This is a genomic window from Fructilactobacillus sp. Tb1 (assembly GCF_050500285.1).
In the GTDB taxonomy this organism is placed as follows: Bacteria; Bacillota; Bacilli; order Lactobacillales; family Lactobacillaceae; genus Fructilactobacillus.
In genome coordinates, this window is record NZ_CP191377.1 from 459,651 (window position 1) to 480,039 (window position 20,389).

Sequence of the window (20,389 nt, forward strand, 5' to 3'; positions counted from 1 at the left end):
ACGTAAGTTTAGTTAATCTTTTAATACGATGTCCGTCATTAACCATTATATTAGGAGGTAAACTATGTCAGTTGCCGATGCATTCATGAAAACACTAACGAACTACAGTATCATTAGTGCAATCACATCCACCATTTTCATCATTTTATTAGGTTTTTATTTAAGAAAACGCAATATTTTTACCGAAAAATTTGGTAAGAATTTATCCAAAGTTACATTAGTAGTTGCTTTGCCTGCAATGAACTTTAATGCTTTTATGACCTCGATCGACAAAAAAGTTATCTCAGAAAGCTTAAGTGTTTTAATTTTAGGTTTTGTCATTTTAATTGTCTTAATGTTCATTGGACCACTTCTTTACCCCAAAGTTAATCACAATGAACGGGAAGTTTTAGGCATCATGACCACCTTTGGATCAACATCATTTTTCGGTATTCCCATCGTTGGGGCAGTTTTTGGGCCCAAAGGAATCATGTATAGCTCAATCTTTACCATTGGTTATCACGTCCTAATCTATTCTTATGCCTACATCAAAATGTCTGGCTTAAAAATGGAAATTGATAATTTAAAAAAGATTTTCGTTAATCCCATCGTAATTTCAACTATTTTGGGACTCTTTTTATGGCTGGTTCAACCGTATGCCCCGCAAGTAACGGTTCCAACTTTCATTAAAGGAGTCATTCAACCTACAGCTGGACTCCATGCGGTCGCTTTCTTTAGAATCGATCAAACTGCCCTCTGGCTTTGGACTCCATTTAATTACTTAGCTCAATTAGCTTCACCTTTAGCTTGGTTATCAATCGGATGTACTTTAGGTTCCCTTTCTTTTAAGCAAGCTACTTCAAGCCCAATTGCTTGGTACTATGGTTTTAATAAAGTTATTTTAGTTCCTCTTGCAACCTTACTTGTCATCACATTACTATCAGTAACCGGAATTATGCCAATGAGTTTTACAGCCATTGCCACTATTACCATCTTAATGGCGACCCCAACTGCAGCAGTTATTTCAGCTTATTCAATTAGCTTTAATCGTTACGCACTGCTGACTTCAAGTTCATCATTAATTTCAACGATTATGGCAGTAATTATGATGCCGATTTGGATTGCAGTCTTACAAATGTTTAACAGTATTGGTCTAATTAAATAATTTATTTAATGGAATTGAATTCGTTCAATTCTATTTTTTTAAACTTTTTTCGTTTTGATGTTCTAATTACCGACATGGAATATATACATCAATTTTAGAAAGGTCTAAATTATAAAATAATTTATTAAATATTTTAAGGAGGTTTGATCAGCGTCACGTTTAGTTACATTAACCCAGCCATTCAACTACGAAAGGAATTCTCATGACTAACTTGCCAAACGATAGATTATTAACCAAACAAGATATTGATGCTGCAGCCAAAATTTTAGATGGAGTTGTTACCCATACTCCGCTTCAGTTTGATGATTATCTTTCTGAAAAATTTAAATGTCAGGTGTATTTAAAACGAGAAGATTTACAAAAAGTTAGATCTTTCAAATTACGTGGTGCTTATTATGCAATTTACAATACACCAGCAGAATTACGGGAAAAAGGTGTCGTTTGTGCTAGTGCCGGTAATCATGCCCAAGGTGTGGCCTGGACATGCCATGATTTTGGCATTCCGGGAACCATTTTTATGCCAGTTAACACACCACAACAAAAAATTGATCAAGTTAATTTCTTTGGTAAAGACGCTATTGAAATTAAATTAGTTGGTCATACTTTTGATGAAGCAGTTGCTGCCGCTAACGCATTCTGTGACAGTCATGATTTAACGTTTATTGCTCCTTTCGATAATTTATCTACGATGGCTGGTCAAGGAACTGCCGCAGTCGAGTTATTTGAAGACGCTAAGGCTAAAGATCTGAAAATTGACTATTTGCTTAGCCCAATTGGCGGTGGTGGCTTAATGAGCGGCTTAGCTACTTATACTAAAGCAGTTAGTCCAAAAACGGCCGTGATTGGCGTTGAACCTACGGGAGCTGCTTCCATGCAAGCAGCATTTGATCTAGGTCATCCAGTTTCACTAGCTGACATGGATACCTTTGTGGATGGTTGTGCCGTTGGTCGTGTCGGTAAACTAACTTATGCTAGTAACCGAAAATATGTAGACCATTTGATGACGGTTGCTGAAGGTCACGTTAGTACCACGATTATTGATTTATATAACCACGAAGCGATTGTTTCTGAACCAGCTGGGGCTTTAAGTGTATCTGCATTAGATCAATTAGCACCAATCATTGCTGGTAAAACCGTTGTTTGTGTCATCAGTGGCGGAAACAATGATATTAACCGGATTCAAGAAATTAAAGAACGTTCACAAGTCTATGAAGTTGCACACAGTTAAGGAGAATTAATATGGGAAGAGCAATTTATACCGAAAATGCACCAAAACCCTTAGGCATGTACTCACAGGCCATTAAATGTGGTTTAACCATCTATTGTTCCGGTCAAATTGGGATTGAACCAGCGACTGGACAATTAGTTGCTGGTTTAGAGAACCAGTTTGAACAAGCCCTTTATAATTTACAAGCTGTATTAGCTAAAACTAATATGGATAAAAATCAAATTGTAAAAGCAACAATTTTTGTTGCTGTGGAACACGAAGATGATTTCCAACGGATTAACAATGTTTATAATCATTTCTTTTCAGATTCCTATACCCTTCCAGCCCGTTCTTTAGTTGGGGTCAAAACCTTGCCTGGGAATGCGCTCGTTGAAATTGAAGCAATTGCCCACAAATAAAGCCAAATGAAAAAACCTATCTCAAACGAGATAGGTTTTTTGTCTGTGATTAAACTTCTTCAAGATAAAGATCATTTGCTCTGGTTTTACCAGCAAGCTTAAGGAAGCGGTAGTATAACCAACCAAGTACGGCTGGAAGAACCACTCCAAAGGCCATAACAACGAAGAAAGCTTTTTTGTTGTTTGCCCAGAGCCAGATTGGTGCGATGAATGAGTTAAGTCCAAGACCAGCGATTAGGAATGGAACTTTCAAACCAAATCCTACAACAGCGATTGGAGCCATAACCATTGAGATTACCAAAGGACCAACAGCTAAGAGTGGACTCTTAAGCAAGTTCGCAAATTGAACTTTAGGAGTAACAAATGATTGAGCGATGTTTCCACCCAAGTTGTTTTGGTTAAATGACATTGCAGTAAATACAGCGAATCCTACAGTAGTTCCGATTAAAGCGGCCCCAGCTGACATTGGATCCAGTTGAACAGCGATTGCAAGCGCAGCTGATGAAGCAGGCGTCATTAGGAATAAGAACCATGCACCGGCAACAACTGCAGATCCTAATACAGGGTTAACTTGCATTGTGTCAGCAAGTCTTTCACTTACCCAGTTCAATGCTGGAGTAGTTACGTAACCAAAAGCAAGTCCAGCAAGCGAACCAACGATGGCTACTGAGAATGGAACTAATACCAAATCTAATGGTGTTTTACCAGTCATCCATTTACCAAGCAAAGCAGCTAAGACAGCGGCCATAACTGCTGAAACGGGTTGACCGATAGTCATAACGGCTGAACCAGCAGCTTGGGGAGCCATCCAGCCAGTAGCAGTAACTGCTTTAGCGATTGGAGCAGCTGAGAAGTAAACTCCGTTGGCACCAACTGTGGCAGCAATCATAGTTGCTCCGGTAACTAAAGTAGTAGTACGAAGCATCACGGCAACGGCCATCCCTAACGCGGGTGCCATTAAACGTTGGGCCAATAATCCACACTCGCCAAGAGCTTGGAAATGTAACATGGTTCCTAAGGTACTTAACAATAATCCCATTCCTAACACGGCTAAAATGGTATTTGATACCCCTGCTGCTACTTGATATACCCAACCTTGCCAAGTTGTGGGTGTCTTTTCTGGAACGAATTTGTTCTTAGTTTGTGTTTCTGTTGTCATGATGATTCCTCCTTGTATGTGTGTAACTAAAAATTTATAAAAAAAACGCCAGTTAGAGTTTGGCTCTAACCAGCGTGTACACGAATGTAAAATTCAGTGATGAACTCTGGTCGGCCATTTTGTTTGGCCGACACAAAGTGCTCGACCGCTTTACTTAATAATAATTAAGTTAATAGCGATCAAGACAATTTTGTTTTTTCTGTTCATCATTGAGTTATTCATAACGTGCCTCCGTTTCCTTTTTTTTACTATTATGCCGGATTTTAAGATAAAGTCAACACTTTTTTTAAATAAAGTTAAGATTTAAATGGAAATAAAAGCTATATGCATATTTATAGTTCTTGTTTAAATGAAAAAGACCCTCTCAATGTGAGAGGATCATTCGTTATTTTTGGGCTACAGCTTCCATTTCTACTAAAGCATTAGCTGGAAGTTCGCGAACTGCGACTGCAGATCGTGCAGGTAAAACTTCATTATCTTTAAAAAAATCAGCATAAACTTGATTAACTGACTGAAAATTACTCATATCAGTCATAAAAACGGTCATTTTAACCACGTCATTTTTGGCAAACTTAGCTTGTTGTAAAACTGCTGCTAAATTATTTAAAGCCTGGGCAGCTTGTCCTTCGACTCCCTCGGCTAATTTATTTGTTTCTGGATTCAAACCAATTTGACCAGAACAATATAAACTATTTCCCTTTTTAACGGCTTGTGAGTATGGACCTAAGGCTTTTGGTGCTTTTTCAGTTGCAACTGCTTCTAACATATTTCAATTCTCCTTTATTTTGGATATACGATTACTTTTTCTTTGTGTTTAATCATAGTGACCGGGGTACCATAAAAGTCACTTAAAGCTCCTTCATTAAGTAAATCTTTCCGAGTTCCTTTTTGATAAATTTGCCCTTGTTTCAACAATAATAAATGATCAAAACACGGCAATAGTTCTTCTGTATGATGAGAAACCATCAACATTGCAGGACTATCAGGTAAATCATTAATCATGGCAATTCGTTGTAATAATTTTTCTCTGGCTAATAAATCTAATCCATTACACGGTTCATCCAAAATCAATAATTCTGGTTTAGCCATCAATGCGCGGGCGATTAATACCAACTGGCGTTCCCCTTGTGATAGCACTCGATACGTTTTGCCAATCAATTTTTCTCCACCAACCCGAATTAACATCTGTTTAGCCTCAGCAACATCCGCCTGTGTGAACTCTTGATAAATACCAATACTGGCAAACTTTCCGGATAAAACAATATCGTCCACTTTATCACCGACATTAATCACATCTTGCAATGCTGTACTGACCCACCCAATTTTCCGTTGTAAAGCCGGAATATTAGTTTCGCCAAACTTATGGCCTAACACACTGATTTTCCCAGTAGTGGGCCAAATATCTCCATGAATCATTTTCAAAAGCGTTGTTTTTCCTGCTCCATTAAGGCCTAAAATGGCCCAATTCTCTTTAGCAGCCACTTTCCAATTGATATCTGTCAAAATTTGTTTATCAGCTCGTTCATAGCTAACATCTTCAAAATTTAATAAATTATTCATCTTAATCACCTATACAAGCATGGCATACAATGATGCATTATCTTTTAAATTCAAATAATTAGGATCAAAATTACTTAGATTTTCCATTAATTTGGGCTGATTCTCAGCATTTCCTAATAGCACTCCAATTAACACTGGGCCTTTCCCACGATTAACTTTTTTCGTATATTCAAAGCGGGTAATATCATCATTTGGTTGTAACACATGATTAACAAATTCACGTAAAGCACCGGAACGTTGGGGAAAATTGACCAAGAAATAAAGTTGTTTTCCCTCATATAATAATGAACGTTCTTTGATTTCTTGCATTCTTTCGATGTCGTTGTTTCCCCCACTAACTACACAAACTACTGTTTTACCAGTTAAATCACCATCATACATATCTAAAGCTGAGACGCTTAACGCTCCGGCAGGTTCAGCAACAATCGCTTCTTTTCCATATAAGTCCAAGATGGTTGTGCATACATGCCCTTCTGGAACTGTCATTAATTCATCGACGAACTGGTGGGCATTGACATAAGTCAGTTCTCCTACTGTCTTAACGGCCGCTCCGTCGACAAATTTATCTAAGGCGGTTAATGAAACTGGATGGCCAACTTTGAAAGCTGCTTGCATCGAAGCGGCTCCACTCGGTTCAACCCCAACAACAGTTGTGCCTGGACTAACTGCTTTGGTGTAAGCTGATAAACCACTGATTAATCCTCCACCCCCAATAGCACTGAATAAATAATCAACTTTGAGATGGTCTTTTTTCGCATCCGCAAAAATCTCAACTGCTGCACTCCCTTGTCCTGCCATTGTCCGCAGATCATCAAACGGAGCAATAAATGTCATTTGATGAGCTTCACAGTATTCAGCAGCAGCTTTCGCTGCGTCATCAAAAGTATCTCCCATTAATTTAATGGTCGTTTGCTCTTGACCAAAGAATTTTACCTGGTCAATCTTTTGTTTGGGCGTCGTAGTTGGCATAAAGATCGTAGCTGGAATATCTAATTTGTGACACGTCCATGCTACTCCTTGGGCATGATTACCGGCACTGGCACAAACAATTCCTTTTGCTCTGACATCTTTAGGAGTTTGTTGAATCGCATAATAAGCTCCCCGAAGTTTGAAAGAACGAATTACTTGTAAGTCTTCTCGTTTGAGGTAAACATTGCAGTTATATTTTTGAGAGAGATAGGCATCGTATTGGAGTGGCGTATGTGTGACAACATCTTTTAAGACATCCGCTGCATCTTCAACATCTGCTTGAGTTAATAATTTTTCATTTGTTAGGGCATCCATGGTCATTTCCTTTCAATTAACGCCTTTATGTAAAATAGAGAACAACATGACGTTGTTCTCTATTAAAACTAAGGACTATATTAATCGCTGTATTTATCAGCTGATTTTACGAATGGCATTTTTTCACGAAGTTGGTCTCCAACCTTTTGAAGTTGTGATTGTTCCATTTCTTCACGATATGCATATAATTTCTTAAATCCATTACGATAATCTGCCATAAATTCTTTAGCAAAAGTACCATCTTGGATATCACGTAATCCCTGACGCATGGCTTCTTTAGAAGATTCATTAACCACCTTAGGACCTTGTACGTATGATCCGTATTCTGATGTATTTGAACAATCTTTGTACATCTTAGCAAATCCACCTTCGTAGATAAGGTCACAGATTAATTTCATTTCATGTTCACATTCAAAGTAAGCTAATTCTGGAGAGTACCCAGCTTCAACTAATACTTCAAAACCAGTTTCGATTAAGGCAGTTACTCCACCCATTAAGACATTTTGTTCACCGAAGAGATCTTCATCAGTTTCTTCTTTGAAAGTTGTCTTTAATAATCCGGCACGGGCAGCACCATTGGCTTTGGCAAATTCTTTTGCTAAATCTTCAGCATGACCTGAGAAGTCTTGGTAAGTTGCGTATAATGCAGGAACCCCAAAACCTTCTTTATAAGTTCGACGACATAAGTTACCTGGACCTTTAGGTGCCATCATAACAACATCAACGTCTTTAGGAGCAACGATTTCTTTGTAATGAACGTTGAATCCATGTGAGAAACCTAATACGTTACCAGTTTCTAAGTTAGGCGCAACGTCTTTATTGTAAACATCGGCCATTAATTCATCTGGAGTTAACATTTGTACCCAATCAGCTTTTTGGGCTGCTTCGGCAACTGAATAAACTTCAAAGCCGTCTTTTTTGGCTGCTTCAAATGAAGGTCCTGGACGAACTCCTACGATGACATGAAAACCTGAATCACGTAAGTTGTTTGCTTGGGCGTGTCCTTGAGCACCGTATCCTACAAAAGCAACAGTCATTCCTTGTAAATAGTTAGTTGTAACATCCTTGTCGTATAACATATCAAAACTCATAATAATTTCCTCCTATTAGGTAAACAATAATTTTTTATATTTTCAGTGTTTTTAAATTCTGATTTCAATAAATTAATGTATAATAGGCAGTTGAAGCCCATAGACATTTTGAAATCAGATTCGATTTTCAATGTTGCTTAATTTAACTTAATCATGTGATGATTAGGTGATCCCGGTAAAATCATCGGGGTTACTTCTTCATCAGCTGCGATTGGTACTTCTACCAAAGTACAATCTGGTTGGGAAAAGACATCTACCAATGTCTTCTTCCAGTTTCGTGATGCTAGTTTTCTTGCTTTAATTCCATAAGCTTGAGCAATTGTTGTAAATTCTGGATTAGATTGAAAAACTGTTTGTGAGTTTCTTTTTTCATACAGAATATTTTGCCATTGATATACCATGCCGAGCACGTTGTTATTCAAAAGGATAATTTTTAAGTTAGGCTGTGTTTGTTTTAATACCGCTAACTCTTGAATATTCATTTGAATGCCACCGTCGCCAACAAATAAAACCACGGTTTTATCTGGATTGGCTAACGCTGCACCCAAGGCAGCTGGCAAACCATATCCCATCGTTCCTAGACCACCGCTGGTTACGAACTGATGCGGATGTTTAAATGGATAATATTGGGCTGCCCACATTTGATGTTGGCCGACATCCGTGACCACGATTGCATCTCCATCAGTTAATCTACCAATTTCCTGTACGAGAGCTTGCGGCTTAATCACATCCGTTGCTTCTTTGAAGCTTGAGGGATGTTTTTGTTCACATTTGTCTAAATACTTTTTCCATTTACTTAGATCAGTGACTTGGAAATTTTCATTCAATAACTGAGTAAAAACCGCTTTGGCATCTGCTACTTCAGCTAAATCAACATTCACCACTTTATTTAGTTCATGTGGATCGACATCAAAATGGGCTTTCCAAGCTTTTGGGGCAAATTCATCTGGCTTAGTTACTAGCCGATCATCAAACCGTGAGCCAATATTTAGTAAAAAGTCACATTCTTGCAGTGCCATGTTAGCGGCATAACAGCCATGCATTCCACCCATTCCAATCAATAACGGATTATCTTTTGGAAGCACTCCTAGTCCTAGCAAACTACTAACGACTGGAATTTGATATTTAGCAACGAATTCTCGAACCAGTTTAGTTGCATTAGCGGAAATGATCCCCCCACCGATTAACAAAAGTGGTCGTTTAGCTTTGGCTAATTTTTCGTTTAATAGTTCCAGGGCTAATTGACTTAACTCTGGTAGTTGATTTCCCCTAACATCTCGTTCTGCTTGATTAGCAGTTTCTTTTAAAATATCAGTAGGAATTTCGACAACAACCGGACCTTGTCTTCCACTTGTTGCAGTCTTGAATGCTTCATTCAAGGTACTAGCAACTTTGGTTACGTCATGAATTCGATAACAGGCTTTTGCAATTGGTTCTGCAACTGAAACGATATCAGTTTCTTGAAAAGCGTCTGTCCCTATAGCTTTAGTAGAAACTTGACCAGTGATAACAACCATTGGTACTGAATCTTTCGCTGCATCGGCAATTCCAGTTACTGTGTTAGTTGCCCCTGGACCCGAAGTAACTACCACAACGCCAGGATTACCACTACTTTTTGCGTATCCTTCTGCTGCATGGGCAGCTGATTGTTCATGCCGAACTAAAACGTGATTGAAATTTTTTTGATAAATTGAATCGTATAGTGGTAAAACAGAACCACCTGGATAACCAAAAATCATTTTGACTCCTTGACGTTTCAATTCATCTAATACAATTTCTGATCCTGTCCGTGTTTCGGAATTAGTTAATTCCGCTACCTCTTGTTGTCTCAAGATATAAATCCTCCTTTTTTTGAATTAATTAACTGTGCTTTGTGATTTACATCACCTCCCTTAATTTTATAAAAAAATAAAAGGCATCCACCGAGTCGGTGAATGCCTTTTACTCCAGCAAACTCACCGCAATTTTGGTTGCGTGGTGAGCTTCTGGTTTGAAGATATCTCAAAATATCCCAGAAATTAGATCACACACGCATGCATAATAATAATCACTAAGATAATAATAATATTTACTTGTACTAGATTATTTAACTTTACACACAGCATGTGATCTTCCTCCTTCGATTTTTTATAAATTAGAATTTTGTTTTACTTAGAAAATAAAAATTAAGAACAATTTCGAGACACATTGTGATGCCCGTCATTTGTTGAAGTAATATTATCAAGTAATCTAATCTTGTGTCAACAACTTTTTTCAAAATAGTTTGGATTTTATTTTAAATTACCGTCAAAAACGTTGGCAATGTTAAGTTTTGCTTCATAAAATTTATTTGAAATATTTTTGTAAAAAGACGGCTACCCCATCTTCATCATTCGTTAAAGTCTCTGCATTAGCTATCTTTTTGATAGCAGGAGTAGCATTTTCCATCGCAACTCCGACCGCTGCATGTTCCAACATGCCAGAATCATTTTCTGCGTCACCAAAAGCCATTAAGTTCGAAAAGTCCCAACCAAAGTGGTGAAGTAATTTTTCCAATCCAGCTGCTTTGTCACTATTGACTGGTAAAAATTCCAAAATTTGTGGTTGTGATCTCACAATATGATAATTTTCTGAAACAGATGTTGGCATTTCAGCAACGACTTGATCCAAAATAACTGGTTCAGTAGCCATAATTCCCTTAGAAAAGAGTTCATCAGGCAACGCATCGTAAGTTGATGGGACAAAGTCCATTTTTGCTGATAACATTTCCCGATAAATTGAAGGAACGAGTTCTGACATCGGATAAACTTGTTTAAAATCAAGAATATCTAATGGATAACCATGTTCTTTATCATATTCAAAAATTGGTTTCAATTGTGCCTTGGTCATCCCAGTCTTGGATAATTCAGCCTTATCGTTATTCCGAACAACTAGTCCCCCATTAAAAGTAATTGTATAATCTTCTGGATCATCAAGGCCTAATTGTTCAATAAACTTCCAAATGGCATTAATGGGACGTCCAGTACATAACACAACTTTAATTCCTTGTTCATGTAGTTTCTTTAATTCAGTTTCATTAACTTTACTAATCGTTTTATCAGAAGTTAACAAGGTATGATCTAAATCTAGTGCAATCATCTTTATCATAATTAATTCTCCATATCAAAAAAACGCCCTACAAGGACGTTTAATTTTTTAAGCTCTAAGTTTTTCTTCTAATTGTTTAAGTTCGGCTTGTCTGATATCACGAGGTAAGAATCTTCTGATTTCTTCTTCGTTGTATCCGACTTCAAGACGTTTATCATCAAAGATGATTGGACGTTTGATAAGATCAGGGTATTTTACTAACAAATCAACTAATTGACCTAATGAAAGATCATCTAAATCAAGATGAAGTTTCTTGAAAATGTTAGATCTAGTTGAAATAATATCTTCACTACCATTTTCAGTTAAACGTAAGATGTGTTTAACTTCATCAGCATTTAATGGTTTTGAATTAATATTTCTTTCTTTGAATGAAATATCGTGATCTTTTAACCAAGTACGAGCTTTACGGCTTGATGCACTACTAGGTGCAACATATAAGTTCAACATATTAAAACAACCTCCTCAATTTTTGAGACGTTAAGTTTGTCTGATAAATTTGACTATTTATCTAACAACTTTATAATATCATAACTACATTTTTCGTCAATAAACTTTACAAGATTTAATGAATTATTAGCAAATTTAACATTCTGTTACAAATATTAAGAATAAATTTACACCAGGTACGATTAATATTATAATTTATACATTATACTAACGACGGAGGCTGCATATGAAACTAACAATTTTAACTACCAGTGACACCCATGGCTATTTAGCTCCAACCAATTACGTGAAGCCGAATGCTAATATGCCATTTGGTTTTGAAAAGGCAGCCTCAACTATTCGCAAAGAACAAGCGAAAGCCGAAAACACCCTTATTTTAGATGACGGTGATTTTCTCGAGGGTTCTCCTTTAGCTTATTACCAAGCTGAAGTAGAAAATAATGACCAACCTAGTGCCATTACTGATGCTTTTAACACTGTTGACTATGATTTCGGCACAATTGGAAATCATGAATTCAATTATGGTCAAGCTTACTTACGCAATGCCATTAAAAATGCCAAACGCCATTTTGTTTCAGCTAACATTTTGGATCAAGATGGTAATTCTGCATTTGGTAAACCATATGAAATTAAACAATATGGTGATTTAAAAGTGGGTGTAATTGGTTTAACCACTCAATCAGTTGATGCCTGGGAAAATAAAGCAAGCGTCGCTGGATTGAAATTCATTTCTGCCTTATCAGCAGCCCAAAAATGGATTCCAGAAATGCGTAAAGAAGCTGACATCGTGGTAGTTCTCTATCATGGTGGTTTCGAAAGAGACTTAAGTACTGGAAATCCCAACGATAAAATTGATGGTGAAAACGAAGCATATGAAATTATGCAAAAAGTTCCTGGTATCGACGTGATGGCCACTGGTCACCAACATCGTGCTTTAGCGGGAAAACTTTTTGGTATTCCATATGTTCAACCCGGACATCGTGGCAATTATGTCGGTAAAATTCAACTGAACGTTGAAAAAGAAAATGGCAAATACGTCGTTACACATAGTAATCAAACAATTATTAAAACCGGTGACGAAAAAGCTGACAAAACTGTCAAAAAAGCAATTCAACCAGTTGAAGATCAAGTAGAAAAATGGTTAGCTGAACCCCTTGCTCACATTGAAGGATCAATGCATTATGATGATCCCTTCCAAGTGCGAACTCACGGATCAGCTTTTGTGAACTTTATCCAAAAAGTACAAATGGAAACCATGGGTTGTGACATTTCAGCAACTGCACTCTTTTCTAACGAAGCCCGTGGTTTTGAAAACCCAATTACGATGCGAAATATCATCACTAACTACGTTTATCCTAATACCCTAGCATTAGTTGAAATTAGTGGTGCTGATTTAAAAGCTGCCTTAGAAAAAACAGCTGAATACTTTATGATTAAGAATGATCAAATCATCGTTGATCCTAAGTATCATCATCCTAAAATTCGTGATTATAACTATGATATGTACGCTGGAATCGATTACACCATTAAAGTCTCTAATCCAATTGGTCATCGGGTCCTTAATCCAACTTATCATGGTAAGCCAATCACTAATAAAATGAAATTAAAAATTGCGTTAAATGCATATCGAGCTGTCGGTGGTGGTCATTACCCAATGTACAACGAAGACAAAGTCATCAAATACAATACCGTAACGATGAGTAACTTAATTGCTAGTTACCTTAAACATCATCCAGAAGTTAAAGCCGATAAAACTCGCAATTTCAAAGTAATTAAATAAACTAAAAAAGGAATTCCAAATTTTGGAATTCCTTTTTTGCTAACTCACGTGTTTTTTCTTTGGTGCTGGTTTGCCACCAACATACTCAACGGCAGCTAATTTTCTAATCGTAGTAATCTTAATCTTACCAGGATAAGTAAGTTCATCTTCAACTTGACGAGCGACCTCTTCGGTAATTTTTTGACTCATTTCGTCATTAACTTCTTTCGGATTAACGATAATTCGAATTTCACGGCCAGCTTGAATAGCATAGCTATCAGTTACCCCGGCATGCGAATTAGCAATTCGTTCTAATCCTTTCAAACGGTTAATGTATTCTTCGACTGATTCACTACGGGCACCTGGACGAGCACCAGACATTGAATCAGCTACTTTAACTAGAATTGAAATTAAATTATCAGTTTCGGTATCACCATGAGAAGCCGCAATGGCATTAATGACAATGGGATCTTCACCATATGCTTCGGCAATTTTAACTCCAATTTCAACGTGGGTGCCATTAACTTCTCGGTCAAGGGCTTTCCCAATATCATGAAACATACCAGCCCGTTTAGCTAAACGAACATTCAAACCTAACTCAGCAGCCATAATTCCACACAATTCGGCTACTTCCACGGAATGTTGTAAGACATTTTGGCCATAACTAGTCCGGTATTTTAACCGTCCTAAAATTTTCATCATATCAGGGTGAACCCAACCAAGATGTAATTTAGCACACGTTTCTTCTCCAAAAATCCGAAGGTTATCCATTACTTTGCGTTCTGAATCAGCTACTGTATTTTCGATTACACCATTATTTAATGAACGGGCAGCAATCAATTCATTAATTGCATTTCGCACAATTTCACGCCGGACAGGATCATTAGTGCTGATAATTAAGGTTTCTTCATGTTCCGGATGGAAAATCAAGTCAACTCCAGTAAGTGATTCAATTAACCGAAGTCGTTGTTCATCACGACCTGTAATTTTATTGCGAATTCCAGCGTCAGGAATCATAATGTTGCGTTCAATGTGGTCACGCGGTACATCTTGGACTCCACTTTGAATGGCTTCCATCATTAAATTGCGGGCATCTTTAGCTGCATTTAGCACCATATCATCATGATTTTCACGAACTGTAACTTCATAATCCCGATTCAAAGTTGTTTCGGTATTAGTCAAAACTAATTGTTTGGCTTGATCTTCCGTCAACTTACTCTTTTCATAAACCGTATTATTCCGTTCTTCGTGTAACTCACGTGCTTGGTGCTTAGTTTCAGAAACATGATTACGTAAATCTTCAAGTTCAGTTTGATGATCCAATACTAATTGATGATTTTTATTTAACCGTGTTTCGGAATTTTCTAAACTTTTTTCTCGGAAATCAAGGCGATCACTGCGGGAATTGTTTTCCGTTTGTTGTTCCTCAATATCTGATTCTTCTTCATCTTGTAGCTGTTCGACGTCGTCTTTAACGGCATCATTAATTTCAGCAACACTATCTTTAATTTTGGTTTGATTGTTTTCTTCAATTTTTTCAGCATGTTTTTCTGCATCAGAAAGATTATGGTTTAATTTCTTATTTTGAATTACATAACCACTAATTCCACTGACCAATAAACAAATACTGGCAATTAAAAGGACTTGCATTAAGCGCCCTCCTCTCTAACTTTGAGTGATTTTTTCAATTACATTAATCATACCATTTAAATCGTTATTTTTAAACGAGACAGACACTCACTTTCTGTGGTTATTTAGGTTATAATGAAAGTATATGAAAATGCAGATTATTAAGGAGATCTAGGTATGTTTCCAGAACGATTAAAAGCCTTGCGGAGTGGTCGACACATCACCTTAGCAGAATTGGCTGATGAATTAAATAAAATGTTTGCAACTGATGAAGACCATGAAAATACCGCTTCCCAAATTGGAAATTGGGAACGCGGAATTCGAAATCCATCATACATCGAAGTTCGCAAGCTTGCTACGTACTTCAATGTTTCTATGGATTACATTAGTGGTCGAGTTGACAACGAAAACACTGATATCTCCAAACTATTCATTTCTGGAACTGAATTATATTTCAACGAACAACCCATTAGCGGAACTGATCGTTATGAAATTTATCAATTAATCGATGGCTACCTTCATGGTAAAAAAGAACGCAAAAACAATGGCCTTGATCACCAAGAAGAATTGGATCTCGGTTATTAGGAGTTAAGTTATGGATCGTAGAAAATTTCTTAAAAAAATGAAGAAAAATAAGCAGATTAAAAAAGCCACTCCTGCTTACATTGAAAGCCTTAACCATTACCGAACTGAATTTAATGATTATCCCGAAGTTAAATTTTTACTTAATCATGCCCTAATGGCTGATCATTTACTTTCATTAAAACAACTTCCCCAAGATATTCCCAACTTGCAGTTGCCTGATGATATTCAAGATAAAATGTATAAAAAGATTAACGAGAAATATGCTTTTGGAGATCCAAAGGGTGATGCTGAATGGGATAAACTCTCAAACGACTTGCCTAAGTTAGATCAACAATTACGTGGCTTCCGCGATTATTTAGAAGAACAATACGGAATGTGGGCTTATATTTCATCTTCATTCACTAATCAATTAGCGAAGTTTTTAGCTGGTAAACCAGCTTTGGAAGTTATGGCTGGTAATGGTTATATTTCGAAAGGTTTGAAAGACCATGATGCCAACATCATCACCACTGATAGTCTTGCCTGGCAAAAAGAAAATGAAACTGGCAAACACCAACTTGTTCCAATTGAAAAGCTTTCAGCCATGGATGCCTATGAAAAATACAAAGATCAAGTTGATTACATTATTATGTCTTGGTCACCAGATGGGGTTCCCATCGACAACGAGTTACTTGAAGCTATCCGAAAAGATGGCAACAAAGTGCAATTAATTGTAATTGGTGAAAAAGACGGTGCCACTAATTCCAAAAAATTCTGGCAAAATGCTGAATTCGTTAAAAATTCAGGGATTGATAAATTAAATCAATATTATCCTCACTTTGATCTAATTCAAGATCACGTTTATTTAGTTAAATAGGAGAAAAAATGAACAACGAACAAGTAAGCTTATTACCTTTAAGCAAAGATACGGAAGATGAAACTTTAGTAAAAAGTCTCTTTTTACAACCCTCAACTTTACGTTACTGGTTCCAACCACCGTTTGCTAATGAAGATGAACTAACTCAATTTATTGATACCCATATTAAGGCTGATGATGTTGTTAGTATGACAATTAACGTTACCGAATCTGGGATGGCAGAACGCCAAATCAAAGTTGGTTTAGTTGAAGTGATTGATATTGATCAAATCGCTCGTTGCGGTGAAATTGAAATCACTTTATTAGATCGCCAACAAGGTCACGGATATGCCCAAATTGCTTTCCAACAAATGATTGATTTGATGTTTAAGACTTACAACATGCACAAGCTTTACCTTTACGTAGATGTGGAAAATGCACCAGCCGTTCATATCTACAAGAAGCTTGGTTTTGAAACTGAGGGAACTATCAAAGACCAATTCTATTCAATGGGTAGTTACCATGATGCTTATTACATGGGACTCACTCGTAGTAGTTACGAAAATAAATAGTAAAGTTAAAAATGGAGTGAATTCGAAAATTCACTCCATTTTTTTATTTTTATGTAAGAAAAAAGAGGACCAACATAAATATCAGTCCTCCCCTTTAGGCATTTGAATAAATTCAAAAGGATTAGAGGTGTTCACATCACCTTACTAACCAAACCAACCACAATACGGTGGAAAACATGGTCCCTAGCAAATTAATATAAGCTATTGCTTATTCGGCTCTTCGCATGTAATCATTATATCACGAAACAAAATAAATAGCTAGTCTTCCTCTTTTTCATCCGCTGCTTCAGCTTCATTGGATTCAATTTGATCTAATTGAAGTTTAGTCCAATCAGTAAATTGAGTAACCATGTCAGGAGTATTATTCACAAATTCATCTGATGTAGCTACTTCGTCAATCCGCATTTTAGATTTATTAATTTCGGGTGAAGCAATAATCATGTACACATTCACATCAACTACCCCATCACCAACCATAATCTTATTAATATTCTTACCGTATTCAAGGGGCAAATTAATAATTGAAGTTTGGAGTTTGATAGTAATATCACTCTTGGGTAAAAATAATTCTGCACTTGAAATCTTATCAGAATTTAATCCAGCTTCAATAAAATCTACCATGGGTTTTAAAACCTTGGCTGGATCTTTTTTTAATTCAGCTAAAGTAGTTTCAAAGTTTTTAATTGCGTATGCAGTTGCTTCAGCTTCAGTAATAAAATCTGCTTCATCAATCTTCATTTTTTCACCTATCTATTCTCTAAATTTCATATAACGTTTTGCTCGTTCTTGAGCAGTCGCTTTTCTAAATCTCCACGCTAATGTAAACCAATAAAGGTTAATACCAAGGGCAATAATCGCTACTAGTACCACCATAATTTTACTTAGCCAGTTTGCATGACTAATCATTACCACTTGATACATTGCACTAAGATAGCCAACTGAATAAATCAATTGAACTAATGATAGTAAATAAAAACCAATTCTTAAACGAAAAACCGTCAAAAAAAGTGGCACTCCGAATAAAACCAAAGCCATGATATTAGTTCTTGACAGATCATCCGCATGCATACCAATTGCGGGTAGATGCATGATATAGTTCAAAGCTAAAAACATTAGCAATGAGACTAATGACCAAATTGTTAGTTTAATTGTTTTCATAAATATTCATCCTTTATTTTAGTATAGCGAAAATATTGGGGTAAGACCAATATCAAATAAAAAATTGATCACTAAAAATTGAATTTTGGTGGCGATTATAATGTTTAATCACTTCTGCTAACTGTTTTATTCCTGGTTCAATTCGATCAAATGCAATTTCAGCAATACTCAATCTAATCAGCGTATGCTTACGATAATAAGATAAAAACATGCTCGCCACATCTTGAACCAGAATATCATGCTGCACTAATTGCTGAGTTAATTTAGTCGAATTTAGCTGATCAGGTAATTGTAAACAAGTATAAAAACCTGATTCGGGCTGAAATACTTTAACATCCGTTGGCAAATACAATTCACAACAACGAATTAGTTCTGCCATTTTCTTTTGATAATGATTTCGTAACTTCTTAATGTGAAGTTCAAACATGCCATTTTCAATAAAAGTGGCTAAAATTTCTTGGGAAATATTTGATGAGGATAAATCATAGATTTTTTTATATGCCAAAAAGTCATCCACTAACACTTGGGGCAAAATGGCCCCAGCTAATCGCAAACTGGGTAAGAAAATCTTCGAAAAACTCTTCAAATAAATTACCCGTTGATGCTCATCTAAAGCAAAGAATGAATTTGGTTCATCCTGTTTCCCTAAATCACCTAAGAAATCATCTTCCACAATATAAACATCATATCGTTGGGCTAATGCTAAGATATGTTGTTTTTCGACCACTGAATAACGATGTCCCGTCGGATTTTGAAAACTAGGCATCACATAAAAAAATTTAATTTCGTTATTTTGAAAAATCGATTCTAGCTGATTCAAATCAATTTGACCACTACTCACATCAATTCCAAAGACATGATTGCCAGCTATTTTAGCAGCCTTATAAAGTCCCGCATACGTGGGTTGTTCAATTAGAATATTTTTCCGTTGATTAGGAAACGGAACATTCAACAAAATGTTAATCGCTTGTTGGACTCCAGATGTAATAAAAGTTCGCTCAACGGATGCAAAAATTTGTTGATCTCCTAATAAACGCAAAATTTGTTTACGAAGAGATCGTAAGCCATCTGGATATCCGTATGACACAATCTCACTGTGAAAATTTTGAAAAACTTGATCCAAGCAACTATGAATCTGATCAAAATCAAATAAACTTGCTTCTGGATTAGCTGCTAAGAAATCAAATTGGTGTTCCTGTTTTTGATGTGCATCTGTCTGACCCGTCACAAAGTAACCTTTTTGAGGTACCGAGTAAATCAAATGTTTTTGTTCTAATTCTGACAAAGCCTTAATTACCGTAGCTTTACTGAAGCCAGTTTCTTGTTCTAATCCACGGATTGATGGCAGTTTAGCACCCGATTTCAAATGTTGCATTTTATGTTTAATTAACTGTTCTACTCGTTGATATTTCATATCTTTCCCCAACTGTACTGGTACAGTTTCTATTTTTCAGCTTTACTTACCCCTTAATATACCTAAAATAGACCTAACTGTATATGTATTTTACCAAAAAGGAGATTTAATCATGAAAAAAACTGGATCAGATTTAGTGAAACAAGGAATGGCGCAAATGCAAAAAGGTGGCGTAATTATGGACGTTGCTAATGTTGAACAAGCTAAAATTGCCGAAGCTGCTGGAGCAACCGCTGTAATGGCACTAGAATGGGTACCATCAGATATTCGTGCTCAAGGTGGCGTGGCTCGGATGTCAGATCCAGCTATGATTGAAGAAATTATGAACGCTGTCTCAATTCCCGTCATGGCTAAAGCTCGTATCGGTCATATTGCTGAAGCAAAAGTGTTAGAAGCAATTGGCGTTGATTACATTGATGAAAGTGAAGTTTTAACGCCCGCTGATGATGAATATCATTTAGCTAAAACTGACTACACTGTTCCATTCGTTTGTGGTTGCCGTAATTTAGGTGAAGCTTTACGTCGGATTGGTGAAGGTGCCTCAATGTTACGTACTAAAGGTGAACCTGGAACTGGTGATATCATCGAAGCTGTTCGTCATATGCAACAGGTCAACAAAGAAATTGGCGAAGTTGTAGCTGCTCGTCCGGAGCAATTAATGGCCATTGCCCGTGACTTACAAGCCCCTTACGACCTAGTGCAAGAAATCCACGAAACTGGTAAATTACCAGTCGTTAACTTTGCTGCTGGTGGGGTTTCAACTCCGGCTGACGCCGCTTTAATGATGAATTTAGGTGCTGACGGAGTGTTTGTCGGTTCCGGAATCTTCAAATCAGAGAATCCCAAGAAATTTGCTGAAGCAATCGTTGCCGCTACTGCTAACCCGACTGACTACCATTTAATCGCTGAAGTATCTAAAAATCTTGGTAACCCCATGAAAGGAATCGACACTAAGAGCCTGGATGAAAAAGAAAAAATGGCTCCTCGAGGTATGAACTAA

The 20,389-nt window shown here is 36.8% G+C and carries 19 protein-coding genes and 1 pseudogene; 8 read left to right on the forward strand and 12 right to left on the reverse strand.

Annotated elements, in window-relative coordinates; all coding sequences use genetic code 11:
• Positions 1–64: 64 nt before the first annotated feature.
• The 3 genes and pseudogenes from ACQW5G_RS02675 (at position 65) to ACQW5G_RS02685 (ending at position 2,770) form a co-directional block, all read left to right on the forward strand.
• The gene (locus tag ACQW5G_RS02675; protein ID WP_429971535.1) at positions 65–1,144 is read left to right on the forward strand and encodes an AEC family transporter; all 1,080 of its coding nucleotides are present in this window, start codon (positions 65–67) and stop codon (positions 1,142–1,144) included.
• Positions 1,145–1,346: 202 nt separating this feature from the next.
• A pseudogene (gene ilvA, locus ACQW5G_RS02680) lies at positions 1,347–2,357 on the forward strand (threonine ammonia-lyase IlvA); the annotation flags it as partial.
• Positions 2,358–2,383: 26 nt separating this feature from the next.
• Complete coding sequence (locus ACQW5G_RS02685) at positions 2,384–2,770, forward strand: RidA family protein (RefSeq protein WP_429971536.1); 387 nt, start codon at positions 2,384–2,386, stop codon at positions 2,768–2,770.
• A 49-nt stretch (positions 2,771–2,819) separates the two neighbouring features.
• Here ACQW5G_RS02685 and ACQW5G_RS02690 read toward each other — a convergent pair whose 3' ends face one another.
• The 8 genes from ACQW5G_RS02690 to spx all read right to left on the reverse strand — a co-directional run bounded on the left by ACQW5G_RS02690 (position 2,820) and on the right by spx (position 11,437).
• Positions 2,820–3,929: a PTS sugar transporter subunit IIC gene (locus ACQW5G_RS02690; protein WP_429971537.1), complete on the reverse strand. Its 1,110-nt coding sequence runs from the start codon at positions 3,927–3,929 to the stop codon at positions 2,820–2,822.
• A 385-nt stretch (positions 3,930–4,314) separates the two neighbouring features.
• Positions 4,315–4,695 carry a Rid family detoxifying hydrolase gene (locus tag ACQW5G_RS02695; protein ID WP_429971538.1) on the reverse strand — a complete coding sequence of 127 codons (381 nt, stop codon included), beginning with the start codon at positions 4,693–4,695 and terminating at the stop codon, positions 4,315–4,317.
• A 14-nt stretch (positions 4,696–4,709) separates the two neighbouring features.
• Positions 4,710–5,489, reverse strand: a complete 780-nt coding sequence (locus tag ACQW5G_RS02700) for an ABC transporter ATP-binding protein (protein WP_429971539.1) — start codon at positions 5,487–5,489, stop codon at positions 4,710–4,712.
• A 9-nt stretch (positions 5,490–5,498) separates the two neighbouring features.
• On the reverse strand, positions 5,499–6,773 hold the full coding sequence (gene ilvA / locus ACQW5G_RS02705; protein ID WP_429971540.1) for a threonine ammonia-lyase IlvA: 1,275 nt from the start codon (positions 6,771–6,773) through the stop codon (positions 5,499–5,501).
• 80 nt (positions 6,774–6,853) lie between these two features.
• Positions 6,854–7,864, reverse strand: coding sequence for a ketol-acid reductoisomerase (gene ilvC, locus ACQW5G_RS02710; RefSeq protein ID WP_429971541.1), 1,011 nt, complete (start codon positions 7,862–7,864; stop codon positions 6,854–6,856).
• A 137-nt stretch (positions 7,865–8,001) separates the two neighbouring features.
• On the reverse strand, positions 8,002–9,603 hold the full coding sequence (gene ilvB, locus ACQW5G_RS02715; RefSeq protein ID WP_429971873.1) for a biosynthetic-type acetolactate synthase large subunit: 1,602 nt from the start codon (positions 9,601–9,603) through the stop codon (positions 8,002–8,004).
• Between the two features lie 586 nt (positions 9,604–10,189).
• Positions 10,190–10,990, reverse strand: a complete 801-nt coding sequence (locus ACQW5G_RS02720; protein ID WP_429971542.1) for a Cof-type HAD-IIB family hydrolase — start codon at positions 10,988–10,990, stop codon at positions 10,190–10,192.
• 48 nt (positions 10,991–11,038) lie between these two features.
• Positions 11,039–11,437: a transcriptional regulator Spx gene (gene spx / locus ACQW5G_RS02725; protein WP_429971543.1), complete on the reverse strand. Its 399-nt coding sequence runs from the start codon at positions 11,435–11,437 to the stop codon at positions 11,039–11,041.
• 226 nt (positions 11,438–11,663) lie between these two features.
• Between spx and ACQW5G_RS02730 the strand changes: the two genes are divergently transcribed.
• Positions 11,664–13,217 (forward strand): bifunctional metallophosphatase/5'-nucleotidase, encoded by a 1,554-nt coding sequence (locus ACQW5G_RS02730; RefSeq protein ID WP_429971544.1) that lies wholly within the window; start codon positions 11,664–11,666, stop codon positions 13,215–13,217.
• A gap of 39 nt (positions 13,218–13,256) precedes the next feature.
• Here ACQW5G_RS02730 and rny read toward each other — a convergent pair whose 3' ends face one another.
• Positions 13,257–14,846: a ribonuclease Y gene (rny, locus tag ACQW5G_RS02735; protein WP_429971545.1), complete on the reverse strand. Its 1,590-nt coding sequence runs from the start codon at positions 14,844–14,846 to the stop codon at positions 13,257–13,259.
• Positions 14,847–15,002: 156 nt separating this feature from the next.
• Between rny and ACQW5G_RS02740 the strand changes: the two genes are divergently transcribed.
• The 3 genes from ACQW5G_RS02740 to ACQW5G_RS02750 are packed head-to-tail and all read left to right on the forward strand — an operon-like array spanning position 15,003 to position 16,817.
• Positions 15,003–15,410: a helix-turn-helix domain-containing protein gene (locus ACQW5G_RS02740; RefSeq protein WP_429971546.1), complete on the forward strand. Its 408-nt coding sequence runs from the start codon at positions 15,003–15,005 to the stop codon at positions 15,408–15,410.
• Positions 15,411–15,420: 10 nt separating this feature from the next.
• On the forward strand, positions 15,421–16,266 hold the full coding sequence (locus ACQW5G_RS02745; RefSeq protein ID WP_429971547.1) for an SAM-dependent methyltransferase: 846 nt from the start codon (positions 15,421–15,423) through the stop codon (positions 16,264–16,266).
• An 8-nt stretch (positions 16,267–16,274) separates the two neighbouring features.
• Positions 16,275–16,817, forward strand: a complete 543-nt coding sequence (locus ACQW5G_RS02750; protein ID WP_429971548.1) for a GNAT family N-acetyltransferase — start codon at positions 16,275–16,277, stop codon at positions 16,815–16,817.
• A 258-nt stretch (positions 16,818–17,075) separates the two neighbouring features.
• Here ACQW5G_RS02750 and ACQW5G_RS02755 read toward each other — a convergent pair whose 3' ends face one another.
• From ACQW5G_RS02755 to ACQW5G_RS02765, 3 genes are read right to left on the reverse strand one after another with little or no spacing between them, the layout of a single operon-like run.
• Positions 17,076–17,555 carry a hypothetical protein gene (locus ACQW5G_RS02755; protein ID WP_429971549.1) on the reverse strand — a complete coding sequence of 160 codons (480 nt, stop codon included), beginning with the start codon at positions 17,553–17,555 and terminating at the stop codon, positions 17,076–17,078.
• A gap of 12 nt (positions 17,556–17,567) precedes the next feature.
• A complete protein-coding gene (locus ACQW5G_RS02760) occupies positions 17,568–17,975 on the reverse strand; it encodes a hypothetical protein (RefSeq protein WP_429971550.1) in 408 nt (135 codons plus the stop codon).
• Positions 17,976–18,027: 52 nt separating this feature from the next.
• Positions 18,028–19,389: a PLP-dependent aminotransferase family protein gene (locus ACQW5G_RS02765; RefSeq protein ID WP_429971551.1), complete on the reverse strand. Its 1,362-nt coding sequence runs from the start codon at positions 19,387–19,389 to the stop codon at positions 18,028–18,030.
• Positions 19,390–19,501: 112 nt separating this feature from the next.
• Here ACQW5G_RS02765 and pdxS point away from each other — a divergent pair, with 112 nt between their 5' ends.
• Entirely contained in the window at positions 19,502–20,389 is an 888-nt protein-coding gene (pdxS, locus tag ACQW5G_RS02770; RefSeq protein WP_429971552.1) for a pyridoxal 5'-phosphate synthase lyase subunit PdxS, read from the forward strand.